Below are 17969 nucleotides of genomic sequence, written 5' to 3'. Positions count from 1 at the left end.
TGCTATCGATGAGACTTCCTGCCGCCGAGCAGCTCCCCCCGGCTTGGCCGTCGTCGCATTTCCCGGCAGCGCTGCCTGCCGGACGTAGGCGTCTTCTGGCGCACGTGCTGAACCGGGTGGGAGCGGACGGTGCTGTGCGCGACTCCTGCCGAAGCCGGGTCCTTGAATCCGCGCTCGCCCTGTCACTGGTGGAGCGGTATGGATCTGGCCACCGTGACGCACGTGACCGCATGGTGCGCTACCTGGAGCGGCACCGGGGCAGCGGAGATCTGATGGACGCGGCCGTGGCCGCTGCCGCCCTGGGCCGGAGTACCGGGCACCCGGCGCGTCACCAGGCCCTTGAGAACATCGTCAGCCGTGTCCCGGACTTCACCGGACCTCGCAAACGCGCTCTGGGCCACGCCATCTTCACCATGTTGGGCGCGGCCTGCGCCCATGCCGACGATGCTCACCATGCCTTCGACGTGAGCGCGCTGCATCCCTGGGCCGCGGTGCAGGCCGTTGCCGTGAACGCGATTCTGGGCCGGGCAGCAGGCAGAGCTCTGGCCGGCCAAGACGATGTCGCCCTGCTGGTCTCCACCCTGCGCCCGGGAACGGCGTGGGAGGGAAACCTCTTCATCCACCTGTCAGTTCTGCACGCCCTGGTGGACATGCCCGGCATGGACAGCGTCGTCGACGCCGGCCTGCGTACCGCCCTCATGCACCAGCGGGAGGACGGCGGCCTGCCTTTCGTCACGGACACCGACACGTGGAGCACAGTCACCGCGGGCCTCGCCCTGTGCAGCGCCGGCGCACCGCGCGAGGTACTGCACCGCATCGCCCGGCACCTCGTGCGCATCCAGCACGAAGACGGCCGCTGGTCCTACACCGACCACGCTCAGCTCTCCGACACGGACTGCACCACCGTCGCGGTCGAATTCCTACATCATCTGGACACGGACGCCTACCGGGACCCGATTCAGCGTGCCCTGGACGCCCTGATCTCGGTCCGCGGCGCCGACGGCGGATTCCCCACCTACGGATCAGGCACCCCCTCCGAGGCGTGCATGACCGCCGCCGCGATCAACGCGCTCAGCACCCAAGGCCACCACCAACACCTCATCCAACCGGCTCTGCGCTTTCTCGCCGACCGCCAGATGCCTGACGGCTCCTTTCCCCCCGGCTGGAGCAGCAGTCGCCTGCACACCCTCTTCAGGGCGCACCTTGCCACTCGCCCCCACCGCCGGCAGTCCCCTTTGACCGTCCATGACATGAGCGGTCGGATCGTCGGCCTGGTGCAGAGCGCACAGAACGCGGACGGCGGCTTCGGACAGCAAAACGGCGCCCCGAGCGATGCCATCAGCACCGCCTATGCCCTGATCATCCTGGCCGGACAGCTCGACCCGGCTCCCGCTGCGCGCGCCACTCGCTACCTGCTCGCCCAGCAGCGTCCCGACGGCAGCATCATCTCCGTTCCCGACATGGTCGGCCCGCGTCCTTTCCCGTATCACGTCCCCGTGTTGACCGACGCGTTCACTCTGCTCGCCCTGGGCCACCTCACTCATCGCATCCGGCCATCACGCGTCGTCATGCCGGGCCGCCGGCACAGCAATGCGCAACCCGCCGAAAGGACAGCTTCATGAATCCGTTCCGCTCCAAGCCGGCTCGCCCTTCCCTGCCCGGGCGCGTATGCCTGGTCACGGGAGGTGCAGCGGGCATCGGCTGGGCCCTGACCCGCGCTCTGGCCGCGGCCGGGGCCCACGTCTACGTGTGCGACAACTCCCAGGCGAGCCTCGACCGAGCCGCTGCCGACCTCACCCAACTGCCTGGGGCGCCATCCGTCCAGTTCGCGCATGTCGACGTGACCGACCGCACCGCCCTGGAGGAGTGGATCGCCAAGGTCCATGCCGAGCACGGGCGCATCGACGTCCTGGTCCACAACGCCGCCTACATCCACTGGGCCGATGTCGAAGAGATGACCGTCGAGCAGGCTCAGGTGTCCATGCGCACCTCCTACGACGCTCTGGTCTCTTCCGTCAAAACAGTGCTGCCGCTGATGCGGGCGGGCGACGGGGGGCAGATCGTGGCGATGGGCTCGGCCGCAGGACGGATCTTCGTCAAAGGACCATCGGCGGCCTACGCCGCAGCGAAGGCCGCCGTCGAGGCGTACACAGAGATGCTGCGCATCGAATTGGCCGGGTCGAACATCGGCGTGACCCTGGTACGTCCGGCAACCGTCGTGGGCACCGGCTTCTTCAAAATCCACGTCCCCTCGGCCCGCATGCCCAGGGTCGCCGACTTCCTGCCGCCCACCACGCCGGAGAAGGTCGCAGCCGCGACCGTTCAGGCCATCAGCAGCCGTCGGCCGACCGTCGACATCCCCGGCTATCTGCCCTCGTTCTACCGTGCCTACGCCCTGGCTCCCGAGCTCGCCCGCAAGGCCGCCGCAACCGGTGGCAGCGCCCGACGCGACTATGCGGCCGAGCGCCCCACAGCCGCCACGCCAGCGCAGTCCGAGCCCATCCGGACCAGTGGCGCACACCAGGACGGGCTCATCGCCCGCGGCCTGAAGAAAGCGGGGGGAAACGCCCACTTCGTGCGCGTCATGTCCCATATTGCGCCAGGCGTCGACAAGGCAGCTCACCGCCTCAGCGGGGGCCGGATGCTCCTCATGCCCGCCACGCTGCCCTCCCTGATGCTCACCACCCTCGGTCGCCGCAGCGGCCAGCCCCGACAAACCCCGCTGCTGTGCCACCTCGAAGCAGACGGAAGCTATCTCGTCGTCGACACCAACTTCGGCCGCCCGCCGAGCCCCGCCTGGTCCCACAACCTCATCGCCACACCCCGAGCAAGCGTGACCCGCCGCGGACGCACCCTGTCGGTGACCGCCACCCTCCTGGAAGGGACCGAGCGGGCCGCCGCCTGGGACCACCTCGTCGACATCTGGCCCGCCTACGTCTCCTTCGCCCAACGCTCAGGGCGCCGCTTGCGGATCTTCCGGCTCACACCGGCCTGACCCCTGCCCACCCCACCGGACCACCACCGCGGAGAACACCGTGACCGTGCCCCTTCGTCCCACCCCCATGGACCTGACCATGCACGACATGGCCCAGGCCCACCCCTCGACCTCCCAGACCATCGGAGTGATCCTCCACCTGGAAGGACCCGCTCCAGCACTCAGCAACCTCCGCGCGCACGTCGCCTCCCACCTGGAGCGCGAGCCGCGCCTGACGCACTACCTCCACGGCCCCGGACTCAAAGCCCGCTGGCACCACGCCCCGGACCCCGACCTGAACCACCGCGTCCGCGAACAGCACCTCCCATCAGGGGACCAGCACCTCGAGACGGCTCTGACCGGCCTCGTCGCGCACCCCTTGCCCGACACGGGCCCTCTGTGGGACATCTGGCTGCTGGCCGGGTATGCCCCGGGGCGATATGCCATCTGCCTGCGAGCGCACCACAGCACCCAGGACGGCATGGGCCTGATCGGTACCCTGACCGCGCTGTTCGGCACCGCACCCGCGCCCACCACGCACCCAGCGCCCCGGGCAGGCGCCGGAGCCTACCTGGGCGCCGTGCGCGGCATGCTCTCCGCAAGCGCCACCAACAACGTCTGGAACGACACCGCGCTGCCCCTCACCGGCCACCGTGACATCAGCTGGGCGCATGTCCCCACGCAGCGATTGCGGCAAGCCGCCACCGCCCGCGGCGGCGACACGAACGACGGCTTCCTGGCCGCCCTCAGCGGAGCCCTGCGCACGTGGACATCACAATCCTGGCCTCGCGGCGCCGACAGGCCGCTCCCGGCGATCACGATGGTCAACCTGCGCCGGGCCGAGGAACACGACCTGCCGGGAAACTACTGCACCTTCGCACCCGCGCCCCTGCCGTGCCACGAGCCGACAGCTGAAGGCCGCCTCGACCACGTCATCGCCGCCACCCGCACTGCGAAAGACCCGGCCCGCCACAAGGCCATGCGTTCAGTGATGGACCTCGTCCCCGCACGCTCCTTCCAGGCTCTGGCGACCCGGCTGACCACACCCGACCGGGCCACCATCACCACGTCCTACCTCGCCATCCACCGGCCGCTGCGCTACAAACAGGACCCCGTCACCCGCCTCCAGCCCTTCAACTGGCTCCCACGACACCAGCCGGCGTCGATCGTGGCCTGCAGCTACAACGGAACCACCAGCGTCTGCTTCGTCACCGACGCCGTTCTCCCCGGCCTGAGCCAGCTGCCCGGTCTGTTCCATGACGCCGTGGGCGACCTCCCGCGCTCTCACGACGACCCGCAGGCGGGCAGCCGACCGGACCAACCTCCCCACACCGGCGTGACGCTCCGCGCACCCGCCTCTGACCGTGGCACCACCGCCGTGATCGATTTTGACCTCATCAAGGGCATCCTGGTCCACCAGGGAAACCTGCCGGCCGACTCGATCACGCACCGGGCCACACAGGAAGAAGCCGGCATCGACTCCCTGGCGGTGACCGCGCTGTCCATGACTCTCGAAGACCGCCTGGGCGTCGCGATCACCGAACACGAACTGGCGAAGCCGACCACCATTGCCGACCTGGTCAAACTGGTCGAACTGGTGGCTCAACGGGCAGCGTCATCCTCCGACCACGAGAGTCCGGAAGAGCAGGGCCCCCACCCCCAGGCAGATCGACCTCACGCGGCGCCCGAGACGTAGTCGCGCCCCGGCTCCTCGCCAAAGCTCCGGCCATCACCCTCGGCAGCACACCGGTATCAGCGGGGCCGCAACGAGCGTCCAGTCAGAAGCAACCTCGAAGACAGGCCCTCCGCTGCCAGTGACGCGAACGAGCAAGCACAGAGAAGACAAAATGGTGATCTTTGCGCGCAAAACCACTGCCCCCTCGCCACCGCAGGCGGCGCGACTGATCGGCCTGGGGTCCTACCTGCCCCCGCGAAAGGTAGACAACGCCGACTTCGCATCACGCCTGGACACGACGGATGAATGGATCCGCACCCGTATCGGCGTTACCGAGCGACACATCGCCGACCCGGCCACAGCCACCAGTGACCTGGCGGTAGAAGCAGGACTACGGGCGATGAAATCAGCGAGTATCGAACACGTCGACGCAGTCATCCTGGCCACCGCCACTCCGGACCACCACGTGCCTGGCACTGCACCGTTGGTGGCCCACCAACTCGGCTTGCGCCAAGTGCCCGCCTTCGACCTCGGCGCCGGCTGCTCGGGCTTTGTCTACGCAACGACCGTCGCAGCGGGACTCATCCACGCGGGAACCGCTGGCACCGTACTGGTCATCGGAGCGGAGAAGATGTCGGCCGTCATCGACCCCGCCGACCGATCCACCGCGCCGATCTTCGGCGACGGAGCGGGCGCGGTCGTGCTCAGAGCCGGACACGCTGACGAACCCGGAGCCCTCGGACCAGCCGCATGGGGCAGCGACGGCGGGCACGCAGACGCCATCTACATCCCCGGCGGCGGTTCCCGCAACCCTTCACGTACGACCGCCGACCTGAAGAACCGCTACGTACACATGAAAGGGAACGATGTATTCCGTCACGCGGTGCGCCGCATCACTCACGTGACTGAAGAATCAGCCGCCGCAGCAGGGTGGGCCATTCAGGACATCGACAGGCTGATCGTCCACCAAGCAAACGCACGCATCAGCGTAGCTGTGGCCAACACCCTGGGAATCCCGCCAGAGCGCGTACCGTCCAACATCACCCACGTCGGCAATACCTCCGCAGCCTCCATCCCCCTTCTGCTGAGTCACTCCGCGATCAACGGGCAGCTGAAACCCAGGCAACGAGTCGTCGTGACCTCTTTCGGCGCAGGCTTCACCTGGGCGGCCACCACTCTGCTGTGGCCCATCGGCCTCCAGGTTCTCGCCTGAGCGCACCTCCAGCGAGGGGATCCACGAAATGGCCTTCTCCGGCACCGACCAGACATCCAGATACGCCTTCGCAGACTGGGGAAACGCGCTCCGCCCCAGCCGCTCATTGAGCGCGAACAACTTGTCGTCCAGCCGCCCAACAAGCTCCGCACCGGCAATCGAGCGCGCCCCCTGCTCGACGAACACCTTGTTGAAGAAGCTCAGCATCAGCGCCGCGTTACCGGCCGCCAGCAGCCGCCACGCGGAGCTCTGCCTCCGTAACGCGACCAGACGGTCGCAGTCCAACTCCATGCATCCTGCCCCTCACTACCCCACCAACCACTACTCCATCGGACTCGCACTGACCCAGAACGTTCGCTTCCTCTGAGGGGGCTCGCTCCTTTCAGTGGAACCGCCGCCCCAGGTCGCTGCCGCCGTCCCGGGGCCGGGCCCTCGTGGACCCGGCCCCGGCCAGTGAGGTCACGCCTGCCCCGCGCGGCGTGGGTCGTCGCGGGGCTGCGGCGGGACGGGCCGGTTGTTCAGGTCCACCGACAGGAAGATGTCGTTCGCGACGGGGTTGCGCATCTCCTCGGCGAGCTGGCCGATGAGTCCGGCCGTGCGGGCGAGCAGGGCGAAGGCGCGGAGCAGGTCCAGCGGAAGACCTAGGTCGGCGAGTGCGGCACCGCAGACCCCGGCGCCGTTGAGCGGCAGGGTGCTGCCCAGCACCTGGGGGTGGACCCGGCCGATGGCCGCGAACAGCGACAGGTGCGGGCCGAACAGCCCCTCCTCCGTGGCGAGTTGGAACAGCCTCGGAGTGCGGGGGTCACCTTGTTTGTGGACGTGGTGTCCGAGGCCGGGGATGAGCCCCCGGGCCTCTCTTCGGGAGCGTACGGTGGCCAGGGCGAGTTCGTCCCAGCCGGCCTCGTCGGTCGGGTGGCCGTTCTCCAGCGTTGACAGGGCGTCATGCAGGAAGCGGCCGCAGTCCTCGGTCACGCCGAGGAAGCGGGAGCCGCCGCCGAGAAGCCCTGCGGCGATGGCTCCCTGTATCGAGTCGGGGGCTGACAGGTATGTCAGCCGGGCCGTTATGGCGGTCGGGGTGAAGCCGTGGTCGGCGAGTGCGGCGAGCACCGCCTCGAACACCCGTGTCTCCCCGGAGGTGGGGCGGCGCTGCGTGGCCAGCCAGAACGCCAGCTCGCCGAATCCCACCTCGCCCATCACATCGGCCGCGAGGTCCTGGCCGAGCAGGGTGATGCTGTCCAGGGAGGACGCACCGAGGGCGGTCGGGTACTCGGGCGCATTCGGTTTCTCAGGCATTCTCGTCCTCCGGATCGTCCCCCACTCCGTCCTCCAGCCACTTGCGGAGTTCGGTCCGGTGCTCGTCCAGCTCGGGCGGGGGCAGGCGGTAGGTAGCGGGCGTCTCGGAGAAGCGGATCGGGTGCCGTGTCGTGGGTACGGTCCGGTCTCCCTCGCCGACCTCGACGACCGGGTCGAGTCCGAAGCGTTCGGCCATCGCGAATCCGCCGTCGATGGTGTTGATCGGTCCGCAGGGGACCCCGGCGTCGACGAGCAGCTCGAACCACTCCAGGGCGGTCCTCGTCTTCAGCCGTTCGAGCAGGAGGGGCCGGAGTTCCTCCCGTCGCTCGGTACGGTCGGCGTTGTGCCGGAAGCGGGGATCGTCGGCGGTCCCGGGGATCCCGAGTACTTCGCACAGCTTGCGGAACTGCCCGTCGTTGGCCGCGGTGACGATCAGGTCCTGGTCGGCCGTCGGCAGCGGTTCGTAGGGGAAGACGCTGGGGTGCGCGTTGCCCATCCGATGGGGCACGGTGTCGCCGGCGACGTAGGAGGAACTGTGGTTGACCAGCCCGGTCAGCGCCGACGACAGCAGGTTCACCTCGACGAGCTGGCCCCGGCCGGTGGCGTCGCGGTGGCGCAGCGCGGCGAGGATACCGATGGTGGCGTGGTTGCCCGCCATTACGTCGAAGACCGAGATCCCCGCCCGGTACGGCGGCCCGTCCGGATCACCGGTCAGGCTCATCAGCCCGGAGATCGCCTGCACCATCAGGTCGTAGCCGGGTACGTTCCGGCCGGGTCCGGCTCCGAAACCGCTGATCGACGCGTACACCACGCCCGGGTTCCCGGCGCTCACCGAGGCGTGGTCGAGGCCGTACCGTGCCAGTCCGCCCGGCTTGAAGTTCTCGATCACTACGTCCGCGCGCCGTGCGAGCTCCCTCGCCAGCCGCGCGTCCGCCTCGTCGCGGAAGTCGAGCGCGAGCGACCGCTTCCCGCGGTTGATCCCCAGGTAGTAGGTCGACACACCGTCGCGCACCGGCGGCGTCCACGTGCGGGTGTCGTCCCCTTGAGGACCCTCGACCTTCACCACGTCGGCCCCGAGATCGGCGAGCAGCATCGTCGCGTACGGACCGGCGAGGATGCGGGAGAAGTCCGCCACGAGCAGCCCGTCGAGCGGTCCGCGTGAGCCGCCTGAACCGCTGCTCATGGGCTACGCCCCCTCGTTCTGCACGGCGACGCCTTCGCCGCGGTACTCGCTGTAGGTGTAGGGGTTGGAGATCACCTCGGTTGTCGGGATCTCCGGCTCCACGGCCTCCCGCCACGCGTCCTCGCCCATGGTGGTCCGCGCGTGGTCCACGGTCGCGGCGACGGCGGTGCGGGCCCGCTCCAGGTCAACGCCGACCAGTTGGTGCGCGTACTTCACCACGGTTCCGTTGACCAGCACGGTGTGCACGTCGGCGCGGGTGGCCTGGTAGACCACGTGCCCGTAGGGGTGCAGGATCGGGTACATCGCCGGGCTGCGGTCGTTCTTGAGCAGGACGAGGTCGGCCTTCTTGCCCGGGGTCAGCGAGCCGATGGCGTCGCTGAGGCCGAGTACTCCGGCGCCACCGATCGTGGCCCACTCCACGACGTCCCGGGCCCGCAGGCTGTGGTGCACCACCGTCTCCCCGGCAGCGTGGGCCGCCATGTGCTCGCGCGTGCGGTCGGCCGACAGGGTGGCGCGCATCGCCGAGAACAGATCGGCGCTGAACCACACGCTGGTGTCCATCGACAGCGACACGGGGATGCCGTGGCGCCTCAGCCGCCAGGTGGGAGGGTAGCCCTGGCCGGCGTTGTGCTCGCTCTCCGCCGACACCGAGACCGTGCCGCCCGAGGCAGCGATCCGGTGGTACGAGTCCTCGCTGAGCGTCGCCGAGTGGACATAGGTGACGTCGGGCGTCATGAACCCGTGGTCCCACATCAGACGTATGCCGTTGTCGTTCGTCGCACCCCAGACGCCCGCGTGGGTGGTGACGGGCAGCCCGAGTTCACGCGCCGCCTCGAACGCCGCCTTCTCGGGGAACGCGTCGTCACCGGTCACGTCGAAGGCGAGTTGCAGGCCGAGCATGTCGTCGCGCGAGGCGAAGTTGCGGTCGATGAACGACCGGAACTCCGGTGAGGTGGTCCACTCCCAGGGCGCACCCAGCAGGTTGCCGTAGGCCAGCACGAAGCGGCCCGGCACCGCGCGCAGGGATTCGACGGCCGCGTCCCCGTGCTCGGGCGTCTGCAAGCCGTGCGACCAGTCCAGCGTGGTGGTCACACCCGCGTCGATGGCCTCGATGCCGGACAGCAGGTTGCCGGCGTGGATGTCCTCGGGGCGGAAGATCTTGCCCCAGGTGAGGTAGTAGAAGACGAAGTACTGCGACAGGGTCCAGTCGGCGCCGAGTCCGCGCAGCGCCGTCTGCCACATGTGGCGGTGCGTGTCGACCATGCCGGGCATGAGGATGCCGCCGGCGCAGTCCACCACCACCGCGTCATCCGGTGCCTGGAGGTCCCTTCCGACCTGCTCGATCAGCTCGCCGCGGACCAGGACGTCACCGCGGTCGAGCAGGCCGATCGCGGGGTCCATGGACAGTACGGTCGCGTCGCGGAACAGGATCGGGCGGCCCGGGGTGAAGTCTTCGTGGCGCGGTTCTTCGATCGTCATGCGGGTCACCTCGTTGTCGATGGTGGTGTCGTGCGGGCGCTGAGGACCCGGGAGCGGGCGATGAGCGGCACGGCCGCGGCGGCCAGGCCAACGGCCGACGCCGCGAATCCCCATGCGTAGCCGCCCAGTTGGGTCAGTCCGAGGGCGTGGTCGAGCGACCAGGTCCCGGGGCCGGTGAAGGCGAGGACGGCGGCCATCGCGCCGTACCAGCAGGGCACCTCGCAGCCGCCCTGCTGGGCCCAGAAGCCGTTCGGCGCGGTCGCCACCGCGGCGACCGTCATCGTGCCGACGACCACCGCGCAGCCGCCGGGCGTCAGCAGGCCGGCCGCGATCAAGGCCGCTCCGGCGAGTTCGGCCGCACCGGCGACGAGCACCATCCGCCGGGCGGGAACGAAACCCCACCGGTCGAAGACGGCGGCGGTCCCGGCGCGCCCGGCCCCGCCGAACCAGCCCAGCAGCTTCTGGGTGCCGTGACCGAACAGCAGCGCGGCGAGCAGCAACCGCAGCAGGAGCAGCCCCAGGTTCACGGCCGCGGCTCGTCCGCGGGCCGGGGCTGGAGCACGAGGTCGAACTCGGCGCGCAGATAGGGCTCGTCGACCGTGCCGCCGTCGGGAGAGGCACCGGCGGGCTCCTCCGTGAAGCGCACGATCAGCTCGTCCTTCGTGCCGAACACGACGTCGGTGTCGAGGAATTCGGAGCCCTGCCGGAACAGGTGGGTGATGAGCTTCTGGTAGCCGGGGTGCTCGATCAGGAAGTGGATGTGTGCGGGACGGAAGTAGCTGATGTCGGTCCCGCTGATCAGGTCCCCGACCGGGCCGTCCATCGGGATCGCGTAGCCGCGTGGGGCGATGGTGCGCACGCAGTACGTGCCGTCCACCCGCGTTCGGTACTTCGCGCGCAGCCGCGCCTCGTCGATCTCCGGGAGCTGCGCCTCGTACGTACCGTCGGCGTCGGCCTGCCACACGTCCAGGACGACGTCCGGGAGCGGTGTGCCGTCGAGGCCCAGCACGCGGCCGGTGACGAACAGCGGGGTGCCCGGGACGCCGTCGGACAGGTCCGCTCCGAACGGCGCCGTGGGCGAGCCGTCGATGTGGAAGGGGCCGAGCACCGTCGCCGGCGTAGCGCCTGCCGAGAAGCGGTGGTTGAGCTGGACGACGAGCGTGCTCAGGCCGAGGACGTCGGAGGCGAGGATGAACTCCTGGCGCCTGTCGTCGCTGATCCGGCCGGTGGCCGCGAGCCACTCGACGGCCGCCGCCCACTCCTCCTCGGTGAGTTCCACCTCGCGGGCGTACGCGTGGAGGTGCCGCACCAGCGCTGTCATCAGCTCGGCGAGCCGGGGCGAGTGAGCGGTGCCCCACCGTTTCACCACGAGGTCGGTGAGATTGTCCTCCGTCACGAAGGCCATGGAATCCTCCTTGATTCATTCCGGCCCGACCGCTGTGCGGACAATCGTCCGCACAGCGGTCACCATGACGTATGGTTGATGCCTGAATCAAGCCCCCGGGGCGGGATTGGCTCAGAACATGGTCTTCTTCGGCACCCAGGGCAACCAGTTGCTCCCGCAGGTCTACGCCGACCGGCTCAAGACCTGGGCTGACTGGTCGGACCTGTCCGACCGGGCGCAGGGCGGCGGACAGGCCGCCTGACTCAAGGGACCCTGTTGTCGAACAGGACCATCCCGGCCGCCGTGTTCGACGCGGGCACATGGTAGGTCTCGTGCACACGGCGCAGCCGGGGGCCCAGCGCGCCGCGCATGATCAGCCACATGATCAGCTCGATGCCCTCGGAGCCGGCCTCACGTATGTACTCCTCGCGCGTCAGCGCGGCCAGTTTCTCGGGGTCGTGCTCGATCGCGTCGAGGAACATCCGGTCGAAGTCCTGGTTGATCAGCCCCGCGCGGGCTCCCGCGAGCTGGTGGGACATGCCTCCGGTGCCGAAGACGGCGACCTTGAGGTCCTCGGGGAAGGACCGGATCGCCTCACCGAGCGCGCGGCCGAGGGCCAGGCACCGCGCGGCGGTGGGCTGCGGGTACTGGATGACGTTCACCAGGAGGGGAACGACCGCACACGGCCAACTCTCCCCGGGATCTGGGCAGTACACCGACAGGGGCACGGTCAGCCCGTGGTCGACGTCGAGTTCCTGATAGACGGTGAGGTCGAAGGAGGCGTCTATCAGGCCCTCGACGAGATGGTCGGAGAACTCCGGGGCGCCGCGGACGACCGGAACAGGGCGGCTGCCCCACCCCTCGTCGGCCACCCGGTACGACTCCGCCGTCCCGAGCGCGAAGGTCGGGGTGATGCTCATGTCCAGGGCGTTGGCGTGGTCGTTGTAGATGACGACCGCGACATCGGGGGTGTGCCGCGCCATCCACTCCCTCGCCGGTGCGTACCCGTCGAACAGAGGCTTCCAGTACGGGTCCTCGGTCTTCCCGTGGTCCATGGCCGCACCGATGGACGGTACGTGCGAGGTGGCCAGTCCCCAGATCACCTCAGCCAAAGCTCCGCCCTCCCGCCTTCAACGCGTCCGCGAACTCCTCGGTGGTCATACCGGTGAACACCCCGCCGAGATACTGCATGGACTTCTGGTCGAGCACGGCGAGCTTGAAGACGTAGAAGATGGATCCGCCCAGCTCCATCATCCGCGTCCAGTCCCGTCTCAGGACGGCGTCGCGCTGCTGTGCGTCGAGCCCGTACGCATGGCAGTACGCGGCTTCGTCGGCCTTGAACCGCGCGCGGTTCCCGGCGTCCTTCAGGGAGCCGCAGAGCCGGTTCAGTGCTCGGCCGCGGCGGCTCTCGGCGGCGTCGAAGACGTACGTGCCGGGGACCTGGGGTGTGGTGCTGGACATCCCGTTCCTCTCCCTTCCCTTTCCCTTGTTCTGCCGTGCCGGTCAGTGAAGGAGGCCGCCGCCGTCGCAGACGAAGGTCTGGCCGGTGACCATGGCCGCGTCCGGCGAGACGAGATAGGAGACGAGCCCCGCGAAGTGCTCCGGGGTGACGAACTCCTTGATCGCCTGCCGGCGCATGGTCGCGGTGAACACCTCGTCGTCGGAGTGCGCCCTGGTGCCAGGGGTCGCGATCTGTGCGGGCGCCGCCGCGTTGACCGTGATCCCGTGCTCGCCCAGTTCGAGCGCCATCACCCGGGTCATGCCGATGAGCGCGCCCTTGCTGGCCACGTAGGCGATCTGTCCCGGCGACCCGGTGAAGAAGGTGCGGGAGGCGACATTGATGATCCGCCCGCGGTGCGGACTCTCGCGCAGCCAGGGTGCGCACGCCTGGACCATGAGCAGTGGGCCGACGGCGTTGACGTCGAAGAAGCGGTGCAGCTCCTGCGGGGTCGTTTCCAGCAGACCGGCGCGGCCGGACAGCAGGCCTGCGTTGTTGACCAGTACGTCGATACCGCCGCCGTAGGCCCCTGCGATCTCGTCCACTGTGTGGCGGGTCGCGACCGGGTCGCTGACGTCGCAGCGCCAGCTCCGCACTCCGGCAAGGCCGTTCGTGCCGTCCGGTCCATCTGGTCCGTCCGGTTCCGGTTCGGCGATGTCCAGTGCGGCGACGGTGAATCCGTCCGCGGCCAGTCTGCGGGCGATGACGAGTCCTAGGCCGCGGGCGGCGCCCGTGACCACCGCGACCCGTGGGCCGGTGTCGTCCGGACCGGTCATGGCGCCTTCTCCTGCGGGTGGGTCGCGAGCGCCTCCACGGTGATGTCCATCCACTTCCACATCGGCAGCGAGACCAGCGCGTCGTGCAGCTCCGCCGGATCGGCAGCCTCGTACAGGCCGATGGTGGCGTTGCGTCCCGGAACCCGCCACAGCCGCTTGAGGATTCCTGCCTCGCGGAGCTGCTGAGCGCGTTCGCGTTCGCCCTTGCGCAGGCCCTCGCGGACGTCGTCGGGGGTGTCCGGGGGCAGGGTGTTCTCGGTGCGGACGAGGAATTCCATACGGCGTCCTCTCAAGGGTCGGGTCACGCTGCCGCGATCCGCAGCAGCAGTTCGGCCAGTTCGACGGGGGCCGTGACCATGGCCTCGTGCCCGGTGGCGATCTCGTGGACCGGCCAGCCGCGGGCGGCGGCCCGCTCGGCATGCGGGGTGAACACCCGCATCCAGTCGGTGCACTCGATGAAGGCACCGGAAACCTGATCCGCCTTGCCGGTGAGCCGCAGTGGCTCGGTGTAGGTCAGCCACGGGTGCGGAGTCAGCCGGGGGCCGAGCCAGTCGAGGTCCGACTGCTCCTCGACTCCGAGCACACTCAGCGAGCGCACCGGAATCAGCCAGCCGAAGCCGGGTCCGGACACGGACTCCCGGTAGTGCCCGGCGATGCGGGCGGGGAGCAGATCGATCGCCGCGTCGCCGTCGTCGCCGACGAAGGCGTCGAGGTGGACCCGCTTCGACAGCCGCTCCGGGACCCGGTCCGCGACGCCGGTGACGACCTGGCCGGCGTAACTGTGCCCGACGAGTACGACGTCCCGGGCGTCATGGGCCTCGATCAGTGCCACGACGTCCTGGACGTGCGTGCCGAGTCCGACCTGCGGGCTGAGCAGATGGGCGCGGTCGCTCACCCCCGTCAGCGTGGGGGCGTGTACCTCATGTCCGGCCGCACGCAGCAGCGGTGTCACGCGCTGCCAGACCCAGCCCCCGTGCCAGGCTCCGTGCAGCAGAACGAAGACGCTCATACGGACTCCTTGGGGCGGGCGGTGCGGTCACCCTGCTCTCCGCGCTGTCCGGGTTGGCCGTGCTGTTCGCGGGCGAGCATCTTCATCAGCGCACGGCGACCGCGGAGCGCGGCGAGGTCTGACTTGATGCTGGACTCGGCGGTGCCGCCCGGGTCGGTGGCGTACATCAACTCCTGTGCCTCCAGGGCGTCGACGTCCTCCTGCATCACGGCGAGCTGCTGCTCGTGCTGGAACGCCGTCAGCTCCTCGTCGTCGATGAGGTAGTCGCGTCCCAGGGCGTAGAAGTCGTGCGTCTCGTTGCCGCGCGCGGGCGTCATCCCGTACAGCACCCGCATGTGGAAGCCCTCCGGTTCCTCGGTGCCGGTGGCCGCCACGCGGATGTGGAGGATGAAGACGCCCGGGGGGTGGAACTCGCCGTCCTGCCAGCGGTCCACCGGAGAAGTCAGGCCGCAGGACTTCTCGTAGAAGGGAGGAGCCTCGATGCCGGTCATGCGGCGGCTGAAGGCGACCCGGTCGCCGTCCACGGTCACGTCGATCGGGGTGGCGGCGACGGCGGCGTTGCCGATGCTCGTCGGGTGCAGGAACGTCTCGTGGGTGAGGTCGAGCAGGTTCTCCAGGAGCAGCAGGTGCCGGGCCTTCAGCGGTACGACGCCGTGCACGTGGGTCCACCCGGGATCGTTCAGCCACGACGTGTCGGGCAGGAGGCTCTCGTCGGCCAGCTCCGGGTCGCCGGGCCAGATCCATATGACGCCGTCCCGCTCGACCAACGGGAACCGGCGCAGCGCCGCCTTGGGCCGGTCGGTCTGCTCGGCGACCCCGACGCACACGCCCCGGCCGTCGAAGCGGTAGCCGTGGTAGTCGCACTGGAGCGTGCCCTCGTCGTCCAAGTGACCCAGCGACAAGGGGTACTTGCGGTGGGGGCAGCGGTCTTCGACGGCGGTGACGGTCTGGTCGGGCAGCCGGTAGAAGCAGACCGGCATGTCCGTGATCCAGCGCTGCGTGAGCGTCCGGCCGATTTCGTCGGACCAGGCTCCCAAGTACCAACCGTTGCGTACGTGTGGGGACATGGCAGCAGCTCCTTTCTCTGCATGAGTTCTCTTATCATGAGGTCTCTTCATGGGGTGCGGGGAGTCAGATGTCCAGGACGAGACGTCGGCCGCGTGCACGGGAGACGCAGATCAGCATGGTGTCGCCCGCGGCCCGCTCGTCCTCGGTGAGCAGGGAGTCCCGGTGGTCGATCTCGCCCTCGATGACAGCGGTCTCGCAGGAACCGCAGATGCCTTCCTCGCAGGAGGACAGAACCGGAACGCCCGCCTGTTCCACGGCCTTGAGGACCGACAGCTGCGGGGGAACGGTCAGTGTCACCCCGGATGCCCTCAGCTCGACCTCGATCGTTGGGTCGTTCTCGCCGCCGACTGGCTGCTGCCCGGTCACCGCGGCAAACCGCTCCACGTTCAGGGACCCCGCCGGCCAGCTCGCGCAGCGTGCCTCGACCGCGTCGATCAGCCCCGCCGGGCCGCAGCAGTAGACGAGGGCGGAAGGGTCGGGATCGCCGAGGAAGCCTGCGAGGTCGGGCAGACCGTGCTGGTCCTGTGGCCGTACGTCGACGCGCTCGCCGTACGGCTCCAGTTCGGGCAGGAACGCCATGGATGCGCGCGTCCGGCCGCCGTAGAGCAGGGACCAGTCGGCCCCCGCCGCCTCGGCCTCGGCGATCATCGGGAGCAGCGGGGTGATGCCGATGCCGCCACCGATGAACAGGTAGCGCGCCGCGGGCCGCAGCGGGAAGTTGTTGCGCGGACCGCGCACCCGGAGTTCGGTGCCCTCGTGGACGGTGTCGTGGATCCACTGCGATCCGCCGCGTCCGGCGGGTTCCCGCAACACCGCGATGCGCCAACGTGAGGTGTGTCCCGCAGGACCGCAGAGCGAGTACTGCCGGGTGATGCCCGTGGGCAGTACGACGTCGATGTGCGCTCCCGGCTGCCAGGCCGGCAGAGGTCCGGGTCCGGCCGCCCCTTCACCTCCCGCCTCCCCTTCGCCGGAGCGCGGCCCGAGTTCGAGTGACACGACTCCGTCCGCCACTTTCCGCCGGGACAGTACGACGAGGGTGCCGTCGAATACGGCCTCGTGCCGCGAGGCGGTCCCGGGTTCGGTGGTGGTGAGCGTGTCCAGGACAGCGGCTGACGGGTCCGTCATCGATCATCTCCTCAGCACTGCCGGTCGGATCGTCGCGACCGCGGTCGGCCAGGGGGGCAGGGGTACGCGATCGACGCTATGGGCCGTGGAACGCGGGGTCATCGCTCGGATGACCGGAGCCCGGCGGCACATGGTCGTGGCCGGGATACGTCATCCGTCGTGGGTCAGTCGGCCGTGCGGTCCGCGGGGGACTTGGTCGAGGTGGATCCGCACCGGGCGGCCGGTGCTCCACAGGGCCTCGACCACGGTGTGCAGGTCACGGGCGTCTACGCGCCACAACGGCTCGCCGTAGCGGGCGTCCCGGGTGACGTCGCCCCGCGACAGGGCACCGGCCAACAGGGCTTGCCGGCCCGGCGTCCCGTCGTCTCCGTCCGGGAAGGCCACGTAGAGGAACGTGTCGCGGAAGGGAACCCAGACGTGGGTCACTCCGAAGACGTGGGTCACTCCGGACTGCTTCACGGTGCTCTCCGCTGCCTCCGCGCTCTCTGCCGCCTCCGCCGTCACGCCAGGGTCCCCGTCGTCTCCGGGTAGAGCCGTACGTACGCCTCGGCCATGGTCGCGTGTGTCAGGCCCAGGTTCGGGCCGGCGTTCCGCTTCAGCTGTACGCCCCGGCGCTTGGCGAGGTCGGTGTAGTAGTCCCACATGTGCTGCTGGGCGGCCAGGCACTCCATCGCCTTGCGCTTCTTGTCGAAGACGGAGGTGATGTCCAGCAGGACGTTCGGCTTGAAGTCGCACTGCTCCGGCTGGTGCGGCTCGAAGAAGAACACCGGGGGTGCGCCGAGGGGCTCACCGGGGGCCTCGTAGCCGATCGCCTGGGCGAGCACGCGTGCCTGGAGCGCCATCCGGGAGGCCGCCGGGTGGTCGCCGTTGTACGGGTCGGCCGGCGGGTGGGTGAGCACGACGGCCGGGCCGATGTCGCGATAGACGCGGACGATGCGGTCCACCAGCTCCGGGGTCTCGATGAGGGGATAGTCCCCGGCGTCCAGGAACTCGATCTCCGCGCCCAGTGCCGCGGCGGCATCCGACGCCTCCGTGCGGCGCAGTTTCTTGATCTCGTCGAGGCCGAGGCCGTCCCGCCAGGCGCGGGCCGACTCCCCGCGCTCACCGAAGCTCAGGCACAGCACCTTGGCACGCTCACCGCGCTCGGCGGCCAGCGCGATGGCGCCGCCGGCCCGCCAGACGAAGTCACCGGCGTGCGCGCTGATCACCAGCAGTGAACCTGCGGAGGGGCTGGAGGTGTTGGGGGTCATCGGGGCTCCTTGGACTTGCGGAAGAGGAGGCTGTGTCGGGCG

19 protein-coding genes and 1 pseudogene are annotated in these 17969 nt (G+C 69.5%); 5 read left to right on the top strand and 15 right to left on the bottom strand.

Features of this window, described 5'->3' with window-relative positions; genetic code table 11:
* Window positions 1-230 precede the first annotated feature (230 nt).
* From RB628_RS25185 to RB628_RS25170, 4 genes are all read left to right on the top strand, one after another.
* Window positions 231-1622: a prenyltransferase/squalene oxidase repeat-containing protein gene (locus tag RB628_RS25185; RefSeq protein WP_318322799.1), complete on the top strand. Its 1392-nt coding sequence runs from the start codon at window positions 231-233 to the stop codon at window positions 1620-1622.
* The gene (locus RB628_RS25180; protein WP_318322798.1) at window positions 1619-2995 is read left to right on the top strand and encodes an SDR family NAD(P)-dependent oxidoreductase; all 1377 of its coding nucleotides are present in this window, start codon (window positions 1619-1621) and stop codon (window positions 2993-2995) included. The genes RB628_RS25185 and RB628_RS25180 overlap by 4 nt, the downstream gene beginning before the upstream one ends.
* 40 nt (window positions 2996-3035) lie before the next feature.
* Complete coding sequence (locus RB628_RS25175) at window positions 3036-4670, top strand: wax ester/triacylglycerol synthase domain-containing protein (RefSeq protein ID WP_318322797.1); 1635 nt, start codon at window positions 3036-3038, stop codon at window positions 4668-4670.
* A gap of 151 nt (window positions 4671-4821) precedes the next feature.
* Window positions 4822-5862, top strand: a complete 1041-nt coding sequence (locus RB628_RS25170) for a beta-ketoacyl-ACP synthase III (RefSeq protein WP_318322796.1) — start codon at window positions 4822-4824, stop codon at window positions 5860-5862.
* Window positions 5863-5919: 57 nt separating this feature from the next.
* Here RB628_RS25170 and RB628_RS42695 read toward each other — a convergent pair.
* The 6 genes and pseudogenes from RB628_RS42695 to RB628_RS25145 form a co-directional block, all read right to left on the bottom strand.
* Window positions 5920-6153, bottom strand: a pseudogene (locus RB628_RS42695) (DUF3375 family protein); the annotation flags it as partial.
* A gap of 168 nt (window positions 6154-6321) precedes the next feature.
* The gene (locus tag RB628_RS25165) at window positions 6322-7155 is read right to left on the bottom strand and encodes a citryl-CoA lyase (protein ID WP_318322795.1); all 834 of its coding nucleotides are present in this window, start codon (window positions 7153-7155) and stop codon (window positions 6322-6324) included.
* The gene (locus RB628_RS25160; RefSeq protein WP_318322794.1) at window positions 7148-8338 is read right to left on the bottom strand and encodes a CoA transferase; all 1191 of its coding nucleotides are present in this window, start codon (window positions 8336-8338) and stop codon (window positions 7148-7150) included. Before RB628_RS25160 ends, RB628_RS25165 begins: the two co-directional genes overlap by 8 nt.
* Before the next feature lie 3 nt (window positions 8339-8341).
* Window positions 8342-9817 (bottom strand): amidohydrolase family protein, encoded by a 1476-nt coding sequence (locus tag RB628_RS25155; protein WP_318322793.1) that lies wholly within the window; start codon window positions 9815-9817, stop codon window positions 8342-8344.
* A gap of 5 nt (window positions 9818-9822) precedes the next feature.
* On the bottom strand, window positions 9823-10344 hold the full coding sequence (locus RB628_RS25150) for a DoxX family protein (RefSeq protein ID WP_318322792.1): 522 nt from the start codon (window positions 10342-10344) through the stop codon (window positions 9823-9825).
* Window positions 10341-11222, bottom strand: a complete 882-nt coding sequence (locus tag RB628_RS25145) for a dioxygenase (protein ID WP_318322791.1) — start codon at window positions 11220-11222, stop codon at window positions 10341-10343. The genes RB628_RS25150 and RB628_RS25145 overlap by 4 nt, the downstream gene beginning before the upstream one ends.
* A 106-nt stretch (window positions 11223-11328) precedes the next feature.
* On the opposite strand from RB628_RS25145, the gene RB628_RS25140 reads away from it, so the two are divergent.
* Window positions 11329-11463, top strand: a complete 135-nt coding sequence (locus tag RB628_RS25140) for a hypothetical protein (protein ID WP_318322790.1) — start codon at window positions 11329-11331, stop codon at window positions 11461-11463.
* A gap of 1 nt (window position 11464) precedes the next feature.
* Here RB628_RS25140 and RB628_RS25135 read toward each other — a convergent pair whose 3' ends face one another.
* From RB628_RS25135 to RB628_RS25095, 9 genes are all read right to left on the bottom strand, one after another.
* Window positions 11465-12304, bottom strand: coding sequence for a class III extradiol dioxygenase subunit beta (locus tag RB628_RS25135; protein ID WP_318322814.1), 840 nt, complete (start codon window positions 12302-12304; stop codon window positions 11465-11467).
* A 1-nt stretch (window position 12305) separates the two neighbouring features.
* Window positions 12306-12662: a protocatechuate 3,4-dioxygenase gene (locus tag RB628_RS25130; RefSeq protein ID WP_318322789.1), complete on the bottom strand. Its 357-nt coding sequence runs from the start codon at window positions 12660-12662 to the stop codon at window positions 12306-12308.
* A 42-nt stretch (window positions 12663-12704) separates the two neighbouring features.
* The gene (locus RB628_RS25125) at window positions 12705-13475 is read right to left on the bottom strand and encodes an SDR family NAD(P)-dependent oxidoreductase (RefSeq protein ID WP_318322788.1); all 771 of its coding nucleotides are present in this window, start codon (window positions 13473-13475) and stop codon (window positions 12705-12707) included.
* Window positions 13472-13753, bottom strand: a complete 282-nt coding sequence (locus RB628_RS25120; RefSeq protein WP_318322787.1) for a muconolactone Delta-isomerase family protein — start codon at window positions 13751-13753, stop codon at window positions 13472-13474. The genes RB628_RS25125 and RB628_RS25120 overlap by 4 nt, the downstream gene beginning before the upstream one ends.
* 23 nt (window positions 13754-13776) lie before the next feature.
* Window positions 13777-14484, bottom strand: a complete 708-nt coding sequence (locus RB628_RS25115) for an alpha/beta fold hydrolase (protein WP_318322786.1) — start codon at window positions 14482-14484, stop codon at window positions 13777-13779.
* On the bottom strand, window positions 14481-15551 hold the full coding sequence (locus tag RB628_RS25110) for an aromatic ring-hydroxylating dioxygenase subunit alpha (protein WP_318322785.1): 1071 nt from the start codon (window positions 15549-15551) through the stop codon (window positions 14481-14483). The genes RB628_RS25115 and RB628_RS25110 overlap by 4 nt, the downstream gene beginning before the upstream one ends.
* A 64-nt stretch (window positions 15552-15615) precedes the next feature.
* Window positions 15616-16677, bottom strand: coding sequence for a PDR/VanB family oxidoreductase (locus RB628_RS25105; RefSeq protein ID WP_318322784.1), 1062 nt, complete (start codon window positions 16675-16677; stop codon window positions 15616-15618).
* Between the two features lie 150 nt (window positions 16678-16827).
* Window positions 16828-17136, bottom strand: coding sequence for a hypothetical protein (locus RB628_RS25100; RefSeq protein WP_318322783.1), 309 nt, complete (start codon window positions 17134-17136; stop codon window positions 16828-16830).
* A gap of 41 nt (window positions 17137-17177) precedes the next feature.
* Window positions 17178-17927 carry a PIG-L deacetylase family protein gene (locus RB628_RS25095; protein ID WP_318322782.1) on the bottom strand — a complete coding sequence of 250 codons (750 nt, stop codon included), beginning with the start codon at window positions 17925-17927 and terminating at the stop codon, window positions 17178-17180.
* Between the last annotated feature and the right edge of the window lie 42 nt (window positions 17928-17969).

Source organism: Streptomyces sp. ADMS (assembly GCF_033441795.1).
GTDB lineage: Bacteria > Actinomycetota > Actinomycetes > Streptomycetales > Streptomycetaceae > Streptomyces.
This window is presented reverse-complemented; position numbering and strand designations above follow the sequence as displayed.